Consider the following 20,063-nt stretch of genomic DNA (forward strand, 5'->3'; position numbering starts at 1 on the left):
TCATTGGTCGCGGTGATTGCTGGGGTCGCGGTGATTTTTGGCAGCCCCGCCACCCGCCGTAAGCCATCTTGCATCGAACCAGCGGTCCGCCGGTCCGTCATAGGGCAGCCGCGTGATATCCCAATGGCTGACGAAGCGCGCGTAGGCGTCCCATACTGGTGGACCCCCGCCGATGAAGACGACGCGGCCGACGAAGCGCTGGAGTGTGTCCTCGGGATCCATGCTGGAGCGAACGACGACAAGGTCCCGATCCGCGCGCGCAAAATCCGGAATGCTCGCGATCGTCTTGGGACCGGCGAGCAAGACATGTCCTCTGGTCAGGTCGAAAAATCGTGCAACGTCGGCGACGAACTCCGGCAACCGGTTGCCTTCCCAGGGAAGGCCCCCTTTAAGGCCGAGCTGCCCCGCTTGGCCGATGGCACAGACTACTCTAACGACAGACTTCTTCATGCGTACTCCACCGATAGCCGGTCTGATCGCATTCGCAACGCTTGCACGTCATGCTGCGCCACCGCGCTTTGGCAAGATGACCCAACTCGCTGACTTACTCCGCTGCGGCTGGCTGGTCCACCGCCTCATTGAGGAGGTGGTTTTAAATGTCGTCGGCCGGACTATGGAACTCCTTCTCACAAGTCCATCCCGGCACTGAAACAAACGAAACACTTTGAGTTCGGCGCGGAAAAACGCCTGAAACAGCGATGGTCTAAATCCAATGGCACCGCTGCATCCCGCGGCGCCAATCATTGGAGTATTGCGATGTCGAGAATGCGAGCAGCTTACCGCTCATTTCGGAATTACCGGATTCACCGCATGGCGGAACGGACCCTTGCGGCAATGGACGATGCCCTCCTGAAGGACATCGGGATCAGCCGGTCCGAGATTGGCTTGGTGGTCCGTGGCTTGCAGCGCGGGCAAGAAGACAAGGCGGGCTAAAACCATGGCCGCCTTCTGGCGGCGTCCGCCGCCAATGCCCCATCTGGCGGCCTCCGCCGCAAATGCCCATGAGACGGGCGATCCGCATTGTCAGGCCAAGGCGGCAGCGCGCTCAGGAGTAGAGGTAACCCATGCCGCGGATCGTCCTGATCACCTCGGGCTTGGAGGGATCGACCTCGATTTTCTTCCGCAGGCGCGAAACGCGAATGTCGATGCTGCGATCGAAGGGATCCCACCCGCGGTCATGGGCGAGTTCGAGCAGTTGATCGCGGTTGAGTACGCGTCCGCGATGTTCGCTGAATACTTTCAGAAGCCGGAACTCCATCGGGGTGATCGCTATTTCGATTCCCTCGGCGTTGTATAATTTGTGTGCGTCCGGGTCGAAGCGGCACTTGCCGAACTGGAGCTGGTGAGGGCCCGGAGTACTCGCTTTCCCCGCAGCGCGTTCGGTCGCCGATGTCCTGCGCAGCACCGCCTTGACCCGCGCCAGCAGCTCCCGCAGGTCGACGGGCTTCGCGACATAGTCGTCGGCGCCAATCTCCAATCCGACAACGCGGTCGACGATTTCCGCCGATCCGGTCAGCATGATAATGGCAACGTCTGAGTGCTCTCGTAGATATCGCGCTAGGGAGAGGCCATCCTCACCTGGCATTCGGATATCCAATATGACCACGTCGACGTGCTGGCTATCAATAAGTTCACGCAGGGCAGGCCCCGCATTGACCGGCGTCACGGCATAGCCATGGTGCTCCAGATATTCCGCTACCGTGTAGCGGATATCCGGTTCGTCATCGCAGACCACTACATGTGCGTGCGTCGTCAAGATCGACCACCGAGCAACCAGCCTGATGGATAAGTTGCCTCTAAAGTGACGTGCAAATCAACGGGTCTGTCAAGCATTGTTGTTGACCAGATTAGAGACAAACGAACGGAGCTCGTTCGGTTTGATCGGTTTCTCAAGATAGGGCCGTTTCGCGGCGCGCAGGAACATCTGCGCGTCCGGACTGATCGTGTCCCCCGTCAGGAAGGCTAACCTGTCGAGTTCAGCCGGATGGAGCTTGGCAATCTGGTTGAACAATCCCCGTCCGTCCATATCAGGCATTTTCAGATCGCTCAGGATCACCGCGAAACTGCGGTTCTTGAGGTGCAGCAGCGCTTCTTCGCCGGATCTGGCAATGGTGACGTTGAAACCATCTCGCCTGAGCACCTCAGCAACCAGTTCACCCACTTCCTCTTCGTCGTCCACCACTAGGCAGGCAATGCCGGTTGAATTCGGGAGCTCGTCTTCGGCCGTTTCCGTTCCTTCGTCGAGATGGTCCGAAGCAGGCAGCGAAAGTATGAAGGTCGAGCCACCCCCCTCGGGGGATTCGACCTCGATGGTTCCGCCATGGGAATGAACGATCCGATGACAGAAGGATAGCCCGATCCCAGTCCCTGCTCCAATCTCCTTGGTCGTGAAGAACGGCTCGAAAATGCGGGGGCGTATCTCTTTGGGAATTCCCGGACCCGTGTCGGCAACGCTGACGACTATGTTGCCGGTTGTGGGATGAAGCCGCGTTGAAACCGTGATTGTCCGTCGTGCTTCCCAGCCGTGCAACGCCTGTTCTGCATTGACAAGCAAGTTGATCAGCACCTGGCCAAGCTGATCGGGATCCGCCCAGATCGGGGGAAGACCAGGTTCAAGATGAACTGAAAGCCCGATGTCCGACGATCGAATCGAATAGCTCGCCACTTCGACCGCTTCGGAAATGATGTCATCGATCGCAACGTTTGAGGTTCGCGTCGGCTGCTGTCTGGCCATAGCCAGGAAAGTCTTGACGATCCTGGCGCAGCGTTCGGCTGCCTTGCTTATCTTGTCAGCACGTTCCACGACCTTGGCGTCGGCAGCGGTCTCCTTCAACAGCGATGACAGGCCAAGCACCACCGAGAGCGGATTGTTGAGCTCATGCGCCACCCCGGCCAGCAATCCACCGAGCGCCGACATTTTTTCGTTCTGGTGCAGCGTCTCGCGCTGCCGCTCCAATTCCTGCTGCATGTCGATACGGTCGGTGAGATCGTAGGCGTGGGAAACGATCACCTTCTCACCGTGGTAATCGATCAGTCGAGACGAAATCGAGCACCAGCAGGTTCCACCGTCCTTGCGCTTGAGCTGGGTTTCGAAATCGTCGACCAATCCCGTCGCGAGCAGCCGCTCGACGTATCGCCTCCGCTCTGAAGGATCGACATAATAGTCGACGGCGCTGGTGACGTCGCCGAGCAGCTCAACGGTGGCGGGGCTGCGGTAAAGCAGCTTCCCGTCATGCGCGCGGGTCATCTGGATGTTGACGGGGCAGGCTTCGAGGACTTTACGGACCAGTTCGTCCGCTTCCTTGGCGGCCTCCTCGGCCCGCTTGCGCTCTGTAATGTCGACACGGGTGACCACGAACCCGCCTTCGCGGGTCGGACAGTTCGAGACGAAAAACCAACGCCCGTCCGTATGACGGAATTCCTGTTGCCGGAATTCGCGGCGGTCCCTTGCCCTCTCGGCAAGCCAGTCGTCGATCTTGTCGCGTGGAACCGGAAACTGGTTGCGCTCTGCCGTCACGCGGAGGAAATCGAACCAGTTCACCCCGGGAACGAGCACATCCGCGCTTATCGCGTGCATCTGGCGGTACCTGCTATTGGCCAGCACCAGGCAATCGTTCCTGTCGTAGAGGGCAAACCCTTCGGCCAGAGATTCGATCGCGTCGATCAGCCGCTCGTTGGCCTTGCGCGTTTCTTGCTGGGCGGTGATCATGTCGGTGATATCAGTCGTGTTCGACACTATCACCTGCCTTCCCTGGAAATCGATCAGGCGAGCGGAAATCGAAGCCCAGAAGGCCTTGTCCTCGGTGTCGTACTGCTGGACCCGAAAATCATCGATCCTGCCCTTTTCGACCAGGGTGCGCTCCAACATTGCGCTATAGTCTGGATCGACATAATGGTCGGTTATCCGAGGACGGTCGGCGTAGAGATCTCTGGTGGCAGGATTGCGGTAGAGCGTTTCTCCCTCGAACGTGGTCATGCGTATCGGCGAAGGGCAGGCATCGAGCACCTTTTGCAGCAGTGTCGTGGCGTCGCGCTCGAATGCCTCGGCCTTCTTGCGCTCGCTGATGTCGGCGCGCGTTACGACGAAGCCGCCAAGATCGGTGGGATGTATCGATACCGAGTGCCATCTGCCGTCGGAGAGGGGCACCTCGAAATGGGAATGGAACTCGATCCGGCTTTGGATCCGCTCGTCGAGCCACTCATCCTCGCGCCCAACCGCATTGCGGAACACGCCGCGCTTGGCGGATTCGCGAAGGAGTTCGTCCCATTCCACACCCGGTTCGACGAGATCCCGCACCGGGTGGTTCAGCTCGCGGTAAAGGCTGTTGCACATGACCAGGCGGTGGTCTTCGTCGTACAGTGCGAATCCTTCGGAGAGTGATTCAACGGCGTCCGCGAGCATCTCCCGCGCCGCGGCGACTTCGCCATCACGCTTCTTCTGCTTGGTCACATCGGCGATGCCGGCGAGAACCACTCGCCGGCCCTGGAATTCGACGATCCTGAGATTGCCCGTGGCCCAGAACTCCTGGCCGTCGGGTCTTTTAAGAAGCACTTCGCAATTTTCGACGACGCCTTTTTGCATGAGCTCGCGATTGATTTCCCGGTGTTTCTCGGGGTCGACAAAGTAGTCGCCGAGCCGCACCGTCTCGCGTTGCGCCTTTTTGCTCCATCCAAGCAGCCGTTCGGCAGCATTGCTCTGGTAGATGAGTTCCCCCGAACTTGCATCGTTCATCCATACCGGCAACGGGTGATGCTTGATTAGGAAACCGAACAGATCCTCGCGCTGCTTGCGTTCCGTGATGTCCAATACGCCGATGATGAGCGAGGGGCGCCCGCCATAGACGCCGCGACGGCAGTTGGTCGAACACCAGACGGCCGATCCGCTTGTGTTTCTGAGCTGGATTTCGTGATCCCGGACGATCTCGCTGTTGCTGGCGAGAGAACTGATTTCATCGAATTCGCCAGAATTCACGAAATGATCCGTCAGGAATTGCGGCTCGTTCGGCGTCCATTTTCGGCCAAGCAGGTTCGACGCATCGAGGCTTTCGTAGAGGATCTGCCCGCTTCCCGCGTCCACCACCCAAACCGGCAGCGGGTGACTGTCCGTGATGCAGCGGAATATCTCGGCGTTCTCCTGGTGCGCGATCTGCGCTCGCTTCATCTCGGTAATGTCGACGCTTACCAGGGCCATGCCGCCATCCGGCCGAGGATGTGCGGTGAGCAACTTCCACCGGCCATCCAATGTCTCGGCTTCAACTGGAGCGTCGTCGATTTGTGTCCATCGCGCCGCGGCGCTTTCAACAAATGAGTTGCCCGGCTCGATAGGGCGGCCGTCGAAACTCTTTAGACGTGAGAGGGCTTCGGCGACTGCGGCAATGGCGTCCGTCGGCTGCATCTCGCCGCGGTCGAGCCGCCGGCTTCCAAATATCTGCGGATTGCTGTCGACGAGAACATGGTTGGCGTCAAAAAGGGCATAGCCTGTGTGTGTGGATGGCACCGGATTATCAGGCCGCATGGTCGTTCCCTTTGTTCGCGTGATCCCGCGAGGGTGGATAATAGCCCCTTTTTGTTTCAGCACGCGTTCGGGCGACGCGTGATTTGTTTCAACTGTTTCGGCGCGTGGGAGACATCGCCGGCGCTGACGTGTCGCCTGTCATCCCCGTGGGGCGCGCGCTGAAACAAACGAAACACTCCCACGACACCACAGAAAAACGCCTGAAACGAAGGCGGTGTAGGACAAGAAGAGCCGCAGATGCGGCAGATTCAACCGGCGAAGCGCAAATGTCCAGCGCCCAGGATGAACAATCTAGTCTTGGCGAGTGTCGACGCGTCTTGCTCTGAAACCTGAGGGTTCAATATGGATAAGCCAGTTTCTTCGCACGATTTCCCCGGCCGGCTCCTCGCGAGCCTTATTGACCAAAACCATCCGGCCTATGAAGAGGCTCGCGGGCTCTACAACGCCATGATCGACAAGCGGCCGCGCTGGATCATGCCCTGCGCCGAGGTCGCCGATGTCGTCGCGGCAGTCAATCATGCCCGAGAGAAGCAGTTGCTTCTTGCCATTCGCGGCGGCGGCCACAGCGGTCCGGGCTTCGGCAGTTGCGACGGCGGAATGGTCATCGACATGTCGCCGATGAATCGGGTCGATATTGATCTCGGGACCAGCACGGTCCGCGTCGAGGCCGGCTGCACCCAAGGCGATGTCGACCGCGCCACCAGCGCTCATGGGCTGGCGGTGCCAGCTGGCCTCGTCTCGTCCACAGGCATCGCCGGACTGACGCTGGGCGGCGGCACTGGCCATCTAACGCGCAAACACGGCCTCACCATCGACAATCTGCTTGCGGCCGAGGTCGTGCTGGCCGACGGCAGCGTCGTGACGGCAAGTGAGAACGAACACCCGGAGCTGTTCTGGGCGCTGCGCGGCGGCGGCGGCAACTTCGGCGTCGTGACGCGCTTCACATTTCAGGCGCATCCGGCGAAGGATGTCTATGCCGGGCCGATCTTCTTCGACATCGCACATGCCGCAGAGATCATGCGCTGGTACCGCGGCTTCCTGCCCGGAGCGCAGCGAGAGCTCGGGATGTTCTTCGGCATCAAGACGGTGCCCGCCTGCGACCCTTTCCCGCGCGAGATCTGGGGAAGGCGCGTCTGCGCGCTGATCAGCTGCTACAACGGCGCGGAGGAGGACGGCATCCGGGCGATGCAGCCCGTGCGCGACGCGCTTCCCGGGCCACTGATGGACGGTATGATGCAGATGCCCTTCGTCGATCTGCAGGCGCTGTTTGATCCGCTGCTGCCGAAGGGCTTGCAGTGGTACTGGAAGGGCGATTATGTCGACGAGCTGTCCGATGCGGCCATCGCAGCCCATGCCGAGCACGGCTCGAAGACCCCGAGCGAACTGTCGCTGATGCATCTCTACCCCATCGACGGAGCGGCCCAGGAAGTGGCTCCGGGCGCTACCGCCTGGGGAGCGCGGCGAGCGCGTTGGTCCATGGTTATCGCCGGCATCGACCCCGACCCGACGAAGGCGCCGGAACTGAGGCGCTGGGCAAGCGAGTATTGGGCCGCGGTGCACAAGCACAACCCGCACGGTGGCGCCTATATCAACTTCATGATGGATGATGAAGGCGAGGCGCGTGTACGCGCCGCCTACGGCGCCAACTATGAGCGGCTCGTCACGGTCAAGCGCCAATACGATCCGGCAAACCTCTTCCGCGTCAACCACAACATCCGGCGGTAAGCCGAGGCTGAGCCTGTCCGTCCTTGGGTCGCGCCGAGGCGGACAGGCCTGTGGCATGCGCAAGCCGGTGTGCGCCATCGAGGACGACCATCCACACAATGCGTCCCGCCCCGTCGCGCGTGCCTCTGAAACAAACGAAACACTCCCACCGCGCTGCAGAAAAACGCCTGAAACGAAAGCGGTGTATGACAATAAGATCCGAAGACGCGGAAGAATAAATGGATGAAACGAAAATATCCAGAGCCTAAGACAGAACATCTAGTCTTGGCGAGGGTCGACGTTTTTTGCTCCGAAACCTGAGGTTCAAAATGCATAGGCCAGTTGCTTCATACGATTTCCCCGACCGGCTCCGCGCGAGCCTTGTTGGCAAAAACCACCCGGGCCATGAAGCGGCTCGCCGGCTCTTGCAACGCCATGATCGACAAGGGGCAGACGTCAACCCCGCTACGCGACGGCTGATCGGCAACAGCCGCCATTCGTACGGCCGCGCTGACACTGCCGATTGGTGATGATCTCGGCTGCCATTGAGCAGCCCACCGAACAGCGCACGAACGCAACAAGAGACCGTGCGCTGAACAACCTGCCGCCGCACATCCAGGAGGATAGTGGTTGGTCGGTTTGCCCAAAGGGCATGAAAAGACGGCCTCATCGATGCGGTGCGGGGCACGGCGCGTTGAGGCCAAACGCTAACCCTCAAAAATGGAGAATTGAAATGCTCAAGATCGTTCTTGCCACTGCCACCTTGCTGTTTGCCTCCGGCATGGCTTTTGCCGGCAGCGACCACTATGGCTCCGACTACAGCCATGGCTCCTTCTATCCGAAGACCGGTGACCATTCGATGGTGTCCGACAACGGCTACGCGCTCGACCCGAGCGGCACAGCGAGTGTCGACACGACCGACAGCGCACCGACCTCGGCAGGAAAATCGATCTTCGATAAGCCCGCACCGGGTTACGGACAGGGGATGTGGGGGAGCCGATAACAGCGTTCGGCCACACGGTCGGGATTCGAGTTCCATGCGGCGGGCTCGCCCGCCGCTTGGAATCACCTCACGCCCAGCGGAGGGAAGATCCTTTTCGATCTCGTAGCGTAGGCTGGAGCGGCCTTGGTTGCGCAGCCCGATCGGGTGCGTTTCAGGAGAACTCTCCTCGGCCCGAGCTTTGCGAGCGGCATCTCATTTAATCTGAAGCCGCGCCCAGTCGTGAGTAAGCACCGCCACGCGCCACCAGTTCATCATGCGGACCTTGTTCGACGATGCCTGTATCGGCGACCACCACGATGCGATCGGCATTGCGGATCGTCGCCAGCCGGTGCGCGATCACCAGCGTCGTTCGGCCCTGCGCAAGCTCTGCCAGCGACTGCTGGATCTCCCGCTCGGTCTGCGTGTCGAGTGCCGACGTCGCCTCGTCCAGGATGAGGATGGTCGGGTTCTTCAGGAACATGCGCGCGATTGCCAGGCGCTGCTTCTGACCGCCCGAAAGTTTTACGCCGCGCTCGCCGATGATCGTATCGAGGCCTTCCGGCAGCGAGGCGATGAGTTCGTCGAGGCGCGCGCGGCGCGCTGCCTCGACGATCTCGCTCTCGACCGCGTCCAGCCGGCCATAGGCGATGTTCTCGCGGATCGTGCCGCCGAACAGGAACACGTCCTGCTGGACGATACCGATCTGGCCGCGCAACGAAGCCAGCGTCATATCGCGAATATCCAGACCGTCGATGGTGATGGACCCGCTGTCGACCTCGTAAAAACGCGGCAGCAGCGAGCACAGGGTCGTCTTGCCGGCGCCGGATGGCCCGACGAAGGCGATGGTCTGTCCTGCTGCGATGTCGAGATTGATGTTCTTCAAAACCGGCCGTTCGCCGCTATAGCCGAAGCTGACGTCCCGGTAGCTGATGTCACCCCGGAGCGTCGGTGCGTCAATTGCGCCCGGCCGATCCGCGATGTCCGGTTCAGTGTCGAGGAGGGCTGCATAGCGGCGAAATCCGGCGATGCCTTTCGGATAGGTTTCAATCACCGAATTGATCTTGTCGATCGGCCGGAAGAACACATTGACCAGGAGCAGGAAGCCAACGAAGCCGCCACTGGAAAGTTCGCCACGCAGCACGAGGTAGCTTCCGGCGATCATCACCACCAGTTGGATCAACCGCATGCTCATGTAGCTCAGCGACGTGCTTGCGGCCATGATGCGATAGGCATCGAGCTTGGTTTTGCGGTAGCTGGCGTTGTCGCGCGCGAACAGGTTGCGCTCGTGGTCTTCGTTGGCGAAAGCCTGCACCACCCGCATGCCGCCGACATTCTCCTCGATGCGAACGTTGAAATCGCCGACCCGCCCGTAAAGCGCCTGCCAGTTGCGCGTCATGCGCGCGCCATAGCGGCTTGTCACCCAGGCGACCAGCGGCACAATTGCCGCCGTAATCAGCGCAAGCTGCGGATTGACCAGGAACATCAGCGCGAAGGCGCCGATGAACGTCATGATCGCGATGAACAGGTCTTCCGGGCCATGATGGGCAACCTCGCCGATTTCCTCCAGGTCCTTGGTGACCCGGGCGATGAGGTGACCGGTCTTGTGATTGTCATAGAAGCGGAACGAGAGCTTCTGCAGGTGATCGAAGCTCTTCCGGCGCATCTCGGTCTCGATGTTGATACCGAGCATATGGCCCCAATAGACCACGACCGCCATCAGTCCGGTGTTCACGACGTAGATGGCAAGCAGGCCGGCCGACGCAGCAAGGATCAGCAGCCACTGCTGAGTCGGCAATAGCTCGTCGACAAACAGCTTGACGGCCATCGGAAACCCGAGTTCCAGCAGGCCAGACAGAACCGCGCAGCAGAAATCCAGGATGAACAGACCTCTCCAGGGGCGGTAGTAGGCGAAAAATCTGCGCAGCATGGGGACGCTTTTTCTGTTCGAAGGTCTGGCCTGCCAGGAAGCATGGCTATGCGAGGGCTGTCGTTAAAGGCATTTCTTGCGGCGACTGCTCAGCGGCGCCGACTTGTCCGAACGGATAGCTTACGATAAGTGGAGTGTAAACATCATATTATGAGGTCTCCATGCTGACTGCGATCACGCGCTGCGAAACGCCGAATGCGGGCAAATATCTCCAGCAGCTTTGCAAGCATTTCGCGCACAAGGTCGAGGTCGCCTATGGCGATGGGCATGGGCAGTGCCGGTTCTCCTGCGGCACGGCTACCATGAATGCCGGTCTCGAACGGCTGGACATAGTGGTGGAAGCGGCCGACACCACCGCATTGACCGAGACCAAGCAGGTCATAGAATCGCATCTCGTCCGGTTCGCCTTCCGCGAAAATCTCCAGCCGCTGGCCTGGCGCGATTGAAGCGTCGTCTTCGCTACGGAGCATGCTCATGAGATGGCTCAAGTCGGTCCTGGCCTTGCCGGCATTGGCGCTTTTCCTCGTTCAGGCGTTCGCAACCGAGATCGAGACCGCGAACGGCCCGGTAACGGTCGGCAAGACGCCGCAAACGCTCGCGGTGTTCGACATTGCGGCGGTCGATACGTTGAACAGCCTGGGCGTGAAGATCGCCGGCTTGCCCGATAAGCTCTATGTGCCCGAACTCGCCGGGTTGAAGGACGGCGCGGAAATCGTCGGCACCATCTTCGAGCCCGATCTGGAGGCGCTGAGCGCGCTGGCGCCGGACCTGATCATTGTCGGCGGGCGCTCCTCGCCGCAACTGGCGGCGACCAGCCAGATTGCGCAGAGCATCGATATGACGATGAATGGCGATGATCTGTTCGCGCAGGCGAAGCAGCGCCTGACGGCCTACGGCGCTCTCGTCGGCAAGCCGGCCGAGGCGGCGGCGCTTGCTTCGGAACTCGATGAGGCGCTTTCGTCCACACGTGCCGCCGTCAAGGGCAAGGGCACGGCACTGATCCTGATGACCAGCGGCCCGAAGGTGGCCGCCTACGGCAAGGAGTCCCGCTTCGGTTGGCTGCATTCGGCGCTCGAGCTCACGCCGGCGGTCGAGGATGTCGAGGCCGCGACCCACGGCGAAGCGATCTCCTTCGAGTTCCTCCGCGACGCCAATCCGGACTGGCTTATCGTGCTCGATCGCGCCGCGGCGATCGGCTCGGGGGAGCAGAACGCCAAAGCGACGCTCGACAACGAACTGGTGGCCGAAACCACGGCCTGGAAGAAAGGGCAGGTGGTCTACATGCCGGCTGCCGATTTCTACATCGCTGCAGGCGGCGTCCAGTCGACGAAGCGCGTGCTTGAGACCATTCGAGACGCTTTCTCGCGGACCCAATGACCGCCGGATCGCTTGGCTCTCAAGGCTTCGCCTATCAGGCAATCGGCGCCGCAACCCTGCTGGCGCTGTTTGTGGCCAGTCTGTTCGTCGGGGTCGGAGAGCTTGCCATAGGCAGTCTGGCCTCCGATCCGGAAGCCTTGCGGCTGATCATGATCAGCCGCTTGCCGAGGACGTTGGCGGCACTTCTGGCCGGCAGCGCCCTGGCCATCGCAGGGCTTGTGATGCAGACGCTTGCCCGCAACCGTTTCGTCGAGCCTTCGACGGCTGGAACCGCGCAATCCGCGGCACTCGGCATACTGGTGGTGACGCTGGTTTGGCCCGATGCATCGCTTGGATGGAAGGCAGCCGGCGCGGCGGTGACCGCTCTCGCCGGGACATCCGTTTTCCTCATGCTCGCGCATAGGTTGCCGCCGACACAACCTTTTCTCGTTCCGCTGTTCGGATTGGTCTATGGCGGCGTCATTGGCGCCGCCGCGATCTTTGCCGCTTGGCACCTGGACCTTCTGCAGTATCTCGAAGTGTGGATGACGGGGGAGTTTTCCGGCATCCTGCGCGGGCGCTATGAACTGTTGTGGGTTGCGGGCGCACTGGTCGTATTGGCCTGGTGGACGGCCGACCGCCTGACGATGCTTTCGCTGGGCAGGGACGTCAGCATAGGGCTCGGCCTGAATTATGCCGCTATGCTTCGGCTCGGCCTGGTCATCGTCTCGGCCATCACCGCGCTGACCGTGGTCGTCGTCGGTACGATCCCGTTCGTCGGCCTTGTCGCGCCCAACATCGTATCGCGCTTCGCCGGCGAAAACCTGCGCCACACCTTGCCATGGGTCGCCGGCGGTGGCGCGGCGCTGGTGCTTGCCTGCGATATCATGGGCAGGCTCATCCGTTTCCCTTACGAGGTTCCGGTCGGCACGATCCTCGGCGTCGTCGGGGCGGTACTGTTCCTAGTCCTGCTGCTTGGCCGAAGCAGCAATGACTGAAGTCGTGATGCAACGCGCCCTGCTGCGGCACGAGGGCCGCCTCGCGATGATGGCGGCGGTCGCAGTGCTGGTCGGCGTAGCCTTCATGACGATCGGCCTGCGTGGCAATCTCGCCTTCGTGGTCGAACTGCGTGCCGTGCGGCTGGCGGCGATGGTTCTGGTCGGCGTGGCGGTGGCGGTTTCGACGGTCGTGTTTCAGACCGTTTGCGCCAACCGCATCATCACGCCATCGATCATGGGCCTGGATGCGCTATACGTCTTTTGCCAGACCGCGCTGGTTTTTGCGCTGAGCGGTTTCGGCTTTGCCGGCATCGATCCCCGCCTGCACTTCTTCGGCAATTTCACGGCGATGACCAGCCTCGCGCTGGCGCTGTTCCTGCCGATGCTTCGCCGGCGTTTCGACCTGACGCTGATGCTGCTGACCGGGGTTGTGCTGGGCGTGCTGTTCCGATCGCTGACGACGTTGCTGGCGCGGCTGCTGGATCCGAACGATTTCGCCGTACTGCAGGGTACGGTCTTCGCCAGCTTCAATGCGGTGGAACCCGATCTGCTGCTGTTGGCCGGCGTGATCACCGTGGCGGGTGTCGCCATCGCCTGGCGGGCGCGACATGTTCTCGATGTGCTCGCGCTGGGCACCGACACAGCCATTGGGCTCGGCTTGGCGTGGCGCGGCACGGCTGCCGGGCTGCTGGTTGTTGTCGCCGCGCTCGTGTCGGCGTCGACGGCGCTGGTTGGACCGATGGCGTTTCTGGGGCTGCTGGTGGTTTCGCTCGCTGAGCGCATCGTCGGCACCAACCGGCACGCCATCCTTCTGCCGGCAGCCGCGCTCACGGCGACAATCGTGCTCGTCGGCGGCCAGACGGTCCTCCAGCATGCTCTGGGCGGGGAAGGCAGCCTCGGCATCGTCGTGGAGTTTGTCGGCGGCATCGTGTTCCTCGCCATTCTGTTTGCCGGGGGGCGGCGATGATCGAGATTGCAGGCGTCTCCCTGGCTCTTGGCGGCAGCCGGATTCTCGATAATGTCAGCCTGACCGTGCCGAAGGGCGGCGTCACGGCGCTTGTCGGACCGAATGGCGCCGGCAAGTCCAGCCTGTTGTCGTTGATCGCCCGCCTGCGGCCCCTGCAAAGCGGCCGCATCACCGTCGACGGGCTGCCGGTCGATACGACGCCGAGCCGGCAGTTGGCCAGGATCATGGCCATCCTGCGACAGGATCCCGGCGTCGCAAGCCGCCTGCGTGTCGCCGAACTGGTGGGGTTCGGTCGTTTCCCGCACAACCGCGGGCGGCTGACCGCGAAAGACCGCGAAATCATCGCGGCGTCGCTCGAACAGTTCGATCTCAGCGACCTGGCGCTGCGCTTTATCGACACCTTGTCAGGCGGGCAACGGCAGCGCGCCCTCGTCGCCATGACCTTCTGCCAGGGGACGGATTACATCCTTCTCGACGAGCCGCTGAATAACCTCGACATGTTTCATGCAAGAAACCTCATGCGGACTCTGAGACGCATCGCCGACGAGCACGGCAAGACGGTGCTCATCGTGCTCCACGACATCAATCATGCAGCCTCGTACGCCGACCGTATCGTCGCGATGAAGGACGGCGCCGTTATCGCATCGGGCGAAACCGGCGACATCATCCGGCCCGATATACTGGAGAGCATTTTTGGCTTCTCGATGCAGGTCGAAAACATCGGCGGTCGGCTGACCGTCCTGCACCACGCTTGAGTAAGCTCCGCGGCTGCACCGCTCGAAGAGCGCAGCAGATACAATGGCTTGCATAACTGGATTTTTACTATCAAGTTTATTGCCGCAGCGCAACCGATGGGTTAAGGCAGTCCCAACAGGCGCGGTTCGCGCCAGCCGGGGCTACCGTATTCGAGGGGATTTAGCCGATGTCATCAGATCTGTTGCGAGCGCTGTCCGTCAGCACCGCGATGTCCATTTTCTTGTGTCCCGAAGCGCTGGCGCAGTCTGCCCCCGCCCCGGAAGCGGAAGCCGGGGCGAGCACGACCGAAGAAAATGAAGAAGCCCAGGCTCCCGCCGGGGGCACGCAGCTCGACACCATTCTCGTCGTCGACGTGGGGGCGGGCGCCAACGCGACGGCCGGCGCCAACCTGATCACCATCGACCAGCAGGAGATCGACCGCAAGAAACCGCAGGATTTGAGGGAGGTGTTCTCCGGTGAGCCGCAGATCGCCGTCGGCGGCGCGATCCCCAGCACGCAGAAGATCTACGTCAACGGCGTCGATGAGAACAATCTGGCGGTGACCGTCGACGGGTCGCGACAGAACAACAAGGTGTTCCACCACAACGGCACCTATCTGCTCGACCCGGCACTTCTAAAGGCAGCGTCGGTACAGGCTGGCGTCGCGCCGGCCGACGCCGGTCCGGGCGCACTCGCGGGCTCGCTTGGTTTCGAGACCAAGGATGCGGTCGACCTGCTCGAACCCGGCCGCAATTTTGGCGGTTTCGTCACCGGCATATGGGACACCAACAGCGAGACGTTCACCACCGGCGTGAGCGGCTTCGGCCGGCAGGACGGGTTCGAGTATCTCGGCTACATCAACTACGGCCGTGGCGGCAACTTCACCGCCGGCAACGGCCAGGAGATGCCGGGGACTGGCACCGATCTGATCAGCGGGTTGGCCAAGATCGCCTACGAGAGCGTCGATGGCCATCGCTTCGAGCTCAGCCACGAGCAGGTCCGCGACGACGCGCTGCGCCCCTATCGCGCCAATGTCTATATCAATCGGCCGGGCCGGGAACCCGAATTGCGGAACTACGATCTGCGCCGCCAGAACACGGTCTTTACCTATACGGATACATCGCCGGAAGGCTGGTGGGACCCCAAGATCGTGCTCGCCTATAGCAAAACGCAGATCGCGGCACCTGAATATTTCGTCGACGTTGTTTCGCCGACGGAAGGCGCGACCAGCAGCTTCAACGGCAAAGTGGAGAACCGTTTCGCGCTCGACATCGGCAGCGTCACTGCCGGCTTCGATTTCTACAACGACAGGGCCGACCTGGACTATCTCAACCCGATCGAGCCGTTCTTCACGGACGAGCGCGCCACCAATATCGGCGCCTATGCCCAGGCGCGCCTGGAGCCCTTCGACCGCACCAGGATTTCGTTCGGCGGGCGCGCCGATCACCAATGGTTCACCGGCGTCGACGACTCGGACTGGAACAACGCCGGCATCAGCGGCAACATTTCGGGTGAGTATGACCTTATGCCAGAGTTCCTGACGGTAAAGGCTGGGACCTCGCATGTTTGGGGCGGCGTTCCGTTGGCGGAAAACTATCTGCAGAACCCGCTGTGGACCTATGGCGACGGCCCGGAACCGGTGACGTCAAACAACTATACGGCCGGCCTGGAGGCGCGCTACAACGGCTTCACCTTCGAAGCGAACGTGTTTCGCACCGACATCAACGACGCGCGCCTGCCGGTGTTCGGACGTGGCGCGCCGGTCCCGGAGGTGACATCGATTCGAACGCTCGATCTCGTTTCCAAGGGCTGGGAAATCGGCGGCCGCTATGATTGGGAGGCCAGCTTTGTCAGTGTGAAATATGCCGACATCAATGCCGACGTCGACGGCAAGCCGGCCGATACCGAGATCGGCCGCTATTTGACGACGCCTCTCGGCCAGATCGTGATGATCGGCGCCGGCTACACATTCGACGATTGGGGCGTCAAAGTCGGTGGCGACATCGAAATCGCCTTGAAGACCGACAGGACCCTGGTGCGGCATCCAACCGACCCGGCAAGCGAGAAGAAGGAACTGCCGGGCTATGAGGTGGTGAATGCCTATGTCGAGTGGACGCCGCCTTCGAAGCCGAACTTCACGCTGCGCGCCGACGCGCTCAACATTTTTGACGAGGCCTATACCGACCGCGCGGCCTACGGGCAGGATTTCGACGGGGTGGCGCCGCACTTTGATCCCGGCCGCTCGTTCCGGCTGAGCGCCACCGCGCGCTTCTGATCCCTGGCAAAACGCCGGCCTCGGCAATCGCCCAGCCGGCTGCAAAAACGATGTCTGCGTTGGCGCCTTCGGAACGGATTGTGCGCCAAAGTGCTACAGCGCCCTTTCGGCATCCATAAGGACGCGCGGCGCTGTCGATGCTCAAGCGACGCCGGCGCGAACCGGTGCTTCGCGGTCCGCCCGTAGCAGGCGCATGTTGCGGGCGTCGTTGGCGAGTATGTTGAAGCAGTCGCCGCCGAACCATTCCAGTGAGGCGTCCACCTCCTCGCGCTCGAACAATTCGTCGAGGAATTGCAGATAGTCCACCGCGCCGTCGAAAAGCGCGGTCATGCCCGTCCGCTTTCCGGCCGCGGCATAGACGTTTGCCGGCTCGAAGACGGCGAGGTCGGCACGCGAGCGGACATTTTTCAGATGATAGTGCCGGATATGCGGCAACAGGGCGCGATGCGCGGCGACCGGATCGGCGCCGCCTTCCCAGACGTGCAAGGTGTCGAAATTGATGCCCAGCGCCGGATGGTCGACCTCCTCGAGCAGGCGCTGCGTCGACGACAGCGTATCGGCAAGCGTTCCCGGATGTGTCTCCACCAGTAGCTGGCAGCCCTGGTCCTGCGCCATCATGCAGGCGTCCTTGAGCCGCGCCGACAGTCGCCAGCGCGCTTCGGGCGAGGTGTCCCGGCTTGCCGACTTGCCGGCGAACGTGCGCACCTTGCGGGCGCCCCAGCGGCCGGCCAGGCGGCAGAGGTTCGACGTGGCGTGACGCAGCGACGCCAGATCCTCATCGAGAGGCAGATAGTCGCTGAGCATCGGCACCGAAAGGCCGAACGCCGCCATCCAGTCGGCGTTGCGCTCGGTTATATGCTGCATGTTGCGCGCGTGTGCGCCCCAGAGCTCGATACCCTGGAAATCGTTCGCCGCCGCCCATCGCGCGATGTCCTCCAGCGACAGCAGGTGATGGCGGAAGGTGATCGTGCAGAGCGACAGCCTCATGCGACGGCGTCTTCGACATCGTGGCGCGGCGCGTGCAGGAGGCCGCGCGTGTCGCACCACGCCCGATAGATTTGGGCAAGGCGGCGCTTCAGCGAGCGCTCCATCGCGTCGAGCATGTCGAGTTTTTCGAACACCCGCGACGCCAGGGCTTCGTCGCCTGTCTGGCTGATTTTCATGATGGCGTAGTGAAGCGCCTTGAATTCCTGGATCAGAGATTCGATGTCGTCGCAGATCGTGTCGAATCCGGCGTTGGAAAGCTGCAGCGATCGCCAGAAAAAGGCGAAGCCATGCTCCAGCGCGTATTTGCGGATCGATATGACCGGCAGCTCGCGCAGCGCCATCGACAACTCGGCCAGTTTCAGGCCGTCGCGGCCTTCCAAGTGCGCCCGAACGAGTTCGCGCGTTGCGCGCGTCAGCAGATTGTCGTCTTCATGGAAACAGGCAAGGAAATAGTCGCGCAGATCGACGGCGGACGGTTTCCTGATGTGGGCAGCGTCGAAGATGAAGCCGCCGGCAACCGTCGGCTGCATGATCGCATTGATGACTTTCTGCTTCTCGATCCTGCCTTCCCAGCGGAAATCCGGATCGAGGACCATCCACACCGCCGGATCCTCGGTGTGTTCCAACATCAGATAGTGCGGGAACGGGTTCTGGTTGAACTTGTTCTCGCGCTCCGGCAGGTGGAAGAGATCGAGCATGACCATCAGGTACTCGCTCTGCTTCTTGCGATCCAGAAGCTCCAGCATCGTCGCCAGGTTCTCTACCTTGGCTGCGTCCGGCCGATACCATTGGCGGACCTTGGCGCCGTACAGGCGCTCGAACCAATCGCGGAAGAAGTCGTGGTTGATTTCAGGCGCGTGATACGCCAGCCGCCAGCTTTTATCGACGGCGAAACCCGCATCCCAGACGCCGAAGAAGAAAGGTCGATGATCAAGCTGCCTTTGCTTCACCGCGTGGCAGACATTGCTGACGAAGCAATGGACCTTGATGTCGACGAAGTCCTCGCCATGCACGCCGATCCGCTCAACCGCCTCTCTTTCGGCGCGAGCGAGAACAAGTTCCTTCGCCGGCTTAACAAGTGTTCCATTCGGTTCCGAGACGTTGACGAACAGCCGCGCCAGATCGTCCACCGTGTCCATATCCTGACGGCTGATCACCTCCTCGGGAAGCGCGACACCGTGGTCGAGTTCAAGCGCCAGCATGATCTCGAGAATGAGCACGGAATCGAGATACAGATCCTCGTTCAGCCTGGCTTGCGGCGCGAAGCTATCCATGTGCTGGTTGTCGAGCTTGTCGCGCAGGATCGTTCCGATCGCGTCGAGTATTTGATCGTAGGTCATCAGGCTGCCTCCGTCCGTACCGGCGCGAATTCGCCCGTGCCGTAGCGCACAGCCACGTCGCGCCGGCTGATCTTGCCGTTCGCTTGGCGCGGGATCCGCTCCACCTGGACGATCTCGGTTGGCATCTGGTGTGCTGCAAGCCGCTCGGCGCACCATTGCCGAAGCTGCGACCGGTCGACCGCATGTTCGGCGCTGAACAGAAGCGCGACGCGCTCGCCCGCGAACGCATCCTGCTTGCGGAACACGACCGCGTCGCCAATGCCGGCGAACGTCATGACCACGTCCTCGACTTCCTTCGGATAGACGTTGAGGCCCGAGACGTTGATCAGGTCGTCGAGACGCGACAGGAAGACCAGCATGCCGTCGTCGCGGCGGTAGCCCAGGTCGCGGGTCTCGACGACCACGCCTTTGCGCTCGACGGCAATTTCCTTCGGCTCAATGGCCGTGCCGGCGTCGCGCAACGCGAAGCGCGGCAGCACAGAGCCGATTTCATTAGCCGACTGCACATCAGGGTTGATCGCGATGCAGCCGGCTTCCGAGCACCCGTACTGCTGGAACATGTGCCTGGACTTGGCCCTGATCTGCCCGAACCAGGGGTCGGGCAAGAGGGTGCCGGATGTCATCGTTGCGTGGATCTGCTCGCCGGCCGGCAAAAGCCTGGCAAGCGTGTGAAGGATGGCTGGCGACGAGATCAGATAGGGGCGCTCCGTTTCGCGCAGCTTGCGCAGCAGGAATTTTGGGTTCCCGGTGTCCAGTATGGCGGGCGACTGGCCGCGCTTCAGCGCCACCATTACGCCGCAGATCAAGCCATATGAATGGGTGGTTGGGCCGGCGATCAACGGGGTCATGTCCTGTGGCTCGACAAACGCCGAGGTGTAGCTGTCGATCTCGTCGTCTATGTCGCTCCAGGCGCGCGCGATGCATTTCGGCTCGCCGGTCGTGCCAGAACTCATCTGCAGCAGCTGTCCAGCTTCGCTGGCGCGCTCCTCGCAGATCGGCTCGCCATCCAGCCGGTTGTAGAAAAGCCAGTTGCACTTCGCCGTCTCCGCCTGCCGGCGCGCGGCGGCATATGGCGTCGAGGGATGCAGCGGCAGCACGCTGGCGCCGGCCGCGCGCGCGGCAAAGAAGAACGCCAGCCAATCCTGCGCCTCGGAGAAACAGACCGCAAAACGGTCGCCTGCGCGCTTGTCGAGTTGCACCGCGGCCGCAATGCGATCCGCCGCGTCGCGGAAATAGGTTCGATCAAAGACCGTGTCGTTGATGGTGATCATTTTTCT

At 61.8% G+C, this 20,063-nt stretch carries 16 protein-coding genes; 9 read left to right on the plus strand and 7 right to left on the minus strand.

Features of this window, described 5'->3' with window-relative positions:
- Complete coding sequence (locus tag AC0L2K_RS02925) at positions 1-450, minus strand: dihydrofolate reductase family protein (protein ID WP_473530569.1); 450 nt, start codon at positions 448-450, stop codon at positions 1-3.
- Positions 451-765: 315 nt separating this feature from the next.
- Between AC0L2K_RS02925 and AC0L2K_RS02930 the strand changes: the two genes are divergently transcribed.
- Entirely contained in the window at positions 766-933 is a 168-nt protein-coding gene (locus tag AC0L2K_RS02930; RefSeq protein ID WP_473530760.1) for a DUF1127 domain-containing protein, read from the plus strand.
- Positions 934-1,045: 112 nt separating this feature from the next.
- On the opposite strand, the gene AC0L2K_RS02935 is transcribed toward AC0L2K_RS02930, so the two are convergent.
- Together AC0L2K_RS02935 and AC0L2K_RS02940 are read right to left on the minus strand one after the other, a co-directional pair.
- Positions 1,046-1,756 carry a response regulator gene (locus AC0L2K_RS02935; protein WP_473530570.1) on the minus strand — a complete coding sequence of 237 codons (711 nt, stop codon included), beginning with the start codon at positions 1,754-1,756 and terminating at the stop codon, positions 1,046-1,048.
- Between the two features lie 69 nt (positions 1,757-1,825).
- Entirely contained in the window at positions 1,826-5,515 is a 3,690-nt protein-coding gene (locus AC0L2K_RS02940; protein ID WP_473530571.1) for a PAS-domain containing protein, read from the minus strand.
- Positions 5,516-5,857: 342 nt separating this feature from the next.
- On the opposite strand from AC0L2K_RS02940, the gene AC0L2K_RS02945 reads away from it, so the two are divergent.
- Together AC0L2K_RS02945 and AC0L2K_RS02950 are read left to right on the plus strand one after the other, a co-directional pair.
- Positions 5,858-7,240: an FAD-binding oxidoreductase gene (locus AC0L2K_RS02945; protein ID WP_473530572.1), complete on the plus strand. Its 1,383-nt coding sequence runs from the start codon at positions 5,858-5,860 to the stop codon at positions 7,238-7,240.
- A 712-nt stretch (positions 7,241-7,952) separates the two neighbouring features.
- A complete protein-coding gene (locus AC0L2K_RS02950) occupies positions 7,953-8,222 on the plus strand; it encodes a hypothetical protein (RefSeq protein ID WP_023799715.1) in 270 nt (89 codons plus the stop codon).
- Positions 8,223-8,418: 196 nt separating this feature from the next.
- On the opposite strand, the gene AC0L2K_RS02955 is transcribed toward AC0L2K_RS02950, so the two are convergent.
- Positions 8,419-10,128 carry an ABC transporter ATP-binding protein gene (locus AC0L2K_RS02955; RefSeq protein WP_473530573.1) on the minus strand — a complete coding sequence of 570 codons (1,710 nt, stop codon included), beginning with the start codon at positions 10,126-10,128 and terminating at the stop codon, positions 8,419-8,421.
- Between the two features lie 161 nt (positions 10,129-10,289).
- On the opposite strand from AC0L2K_RS02955, the gene AC0L2K_RS02960 reads away from it, so the two are divergent.
- From AC0L2K_RS02960 to AC0L2K_RS02985, 6 genes are all read left to right on the plus strand, one after another.
- Positions 10,290-10,574 (plus strand): DUF2218 domain-containing protein, encoded by a 285-nt coding sequence (locus AC0L2K_RS02960; RefSeq protein ID WP_473530574.1) that lies wholly within the window; start codon positions 10,290-10,292, stop codon positions 10,572-10,574.
- A 28-nt stretch (positions 10,575-10,602) separates the two neighbouring features.
- Positions 10,603-11,505 (plus strand): siderophore ABC transporter substrate-binding protein, encoded by a 903-nt coding sequence (locus AC0L2K_RS02965; protein ID WP_473530575.1) that lies wholly within the window; start codon positions 10,603-10,605, stop codon positions 11,503-11,505.
- Positions 11,502-12,482 (plus strand): ABC transporter permease, encoded by a 981-nt coding sequence (locus AC0L2K_RS02970; RefSeq protein WP_473530576.1) that lies wholly within the window; start codon positions 11,502-11,504, stop codon positions 12,480-12,482. The genes AC0L2K_RS02965 and AC0L2K_RS02970 overlap by 4 nt, the downstream gene beginning before the upstream one ends.
- Positions 12,475-13,449: an iron chelate uptake ABC transporter family permease subunit gene (locus AC0L2K_RS02975; protein ID WP_287358134.1), complete on the plus strand. Its 975-nt coding sequence runs from the start codon at positions 12,475-12,477 to the stop codon at positions 13,447-13,449. Before AC0L2K_RS02970 ends, AC0L2K_RS02975 begins: the two co-directional genes overlap by 8 nt.
- Entirely contained in the window at positions 13,446-14,204 is a 759-nt protein-coding gene (locus AC0L2K_RS02980; RefSeq protein ID WP_473530577.1) for an iron ABC transporter ATP-binding protein, read from the plus strand. Before AC0L2K_RS02975 ends, AC0L2K_RS02980 begins: the two co-directional genes overlap by 4 nt.
- A gap of 167 nt (positions 14,205-14,371) precedes the next feature.
- A complete protein-coding gene (locus tag AC0L2K_RS02985) occupies positions 14,372-16,459 on the plus strand; it encodes a TonB-dependent receptor domain-containing protein (protein ID WP_473530578.1) in 2,088 nt (695 codons plus the stop codon).
- Positions 16,460-16,600: 141 nt separating this feature from the next.
- Here AC0L2K_RS02985 and AC0L2K_RS02990 read toward each other — a convergent pair whose 3' ends face one another.
- From AC0L2K_RS02990 to AC0L2K_RS03000, 3 genes are read right to left on the minus strand one after another with little or no spacing between them, the layout of a single operon-like run.
- Entirely contained in the window at positions 16,601-17,446 is an 846-nt protein-coding gene (locus AC0L2K_RS02990; RefSeq protein ID WP_287172681.1) for a sugar phosphate isomerase/epimerase family protein, read from the minus strand.
- A complete protein-coding gene (locus AC0L2K_RS02995; protein WP_473530579.1) occupies positions 17,443-18,786 on the minus strand; it encodes a DUF6005 family protein in 1,344 nt (447 codons plus the stop codon). The genes AC0L2K_RS02990 and AC0L2K_RS02995 overlap by 4 nt, the downstream gene beginning before the upstream one ends.
- Positions 18,786-20,057, minus strand: coding sequence for an AMP-binding protein (locus AC0L2K_RS03000; protein ID WP_473530580.1), 1,272 nt, complete (start codon positions 20,055-20,057; stop codon positions 18,786-18,788). Before AC0L2K_RS03000 ends, AC0L2K_RS02995 begins: the two co-directional genes overlap by 1 nt.
- Between the last annotated feature and the right edge of the window lie 6 nt (positions 20,058-20,063).

The organism is Mesorhizobium sp. WSM4817, from assembly GCF_055811135.1.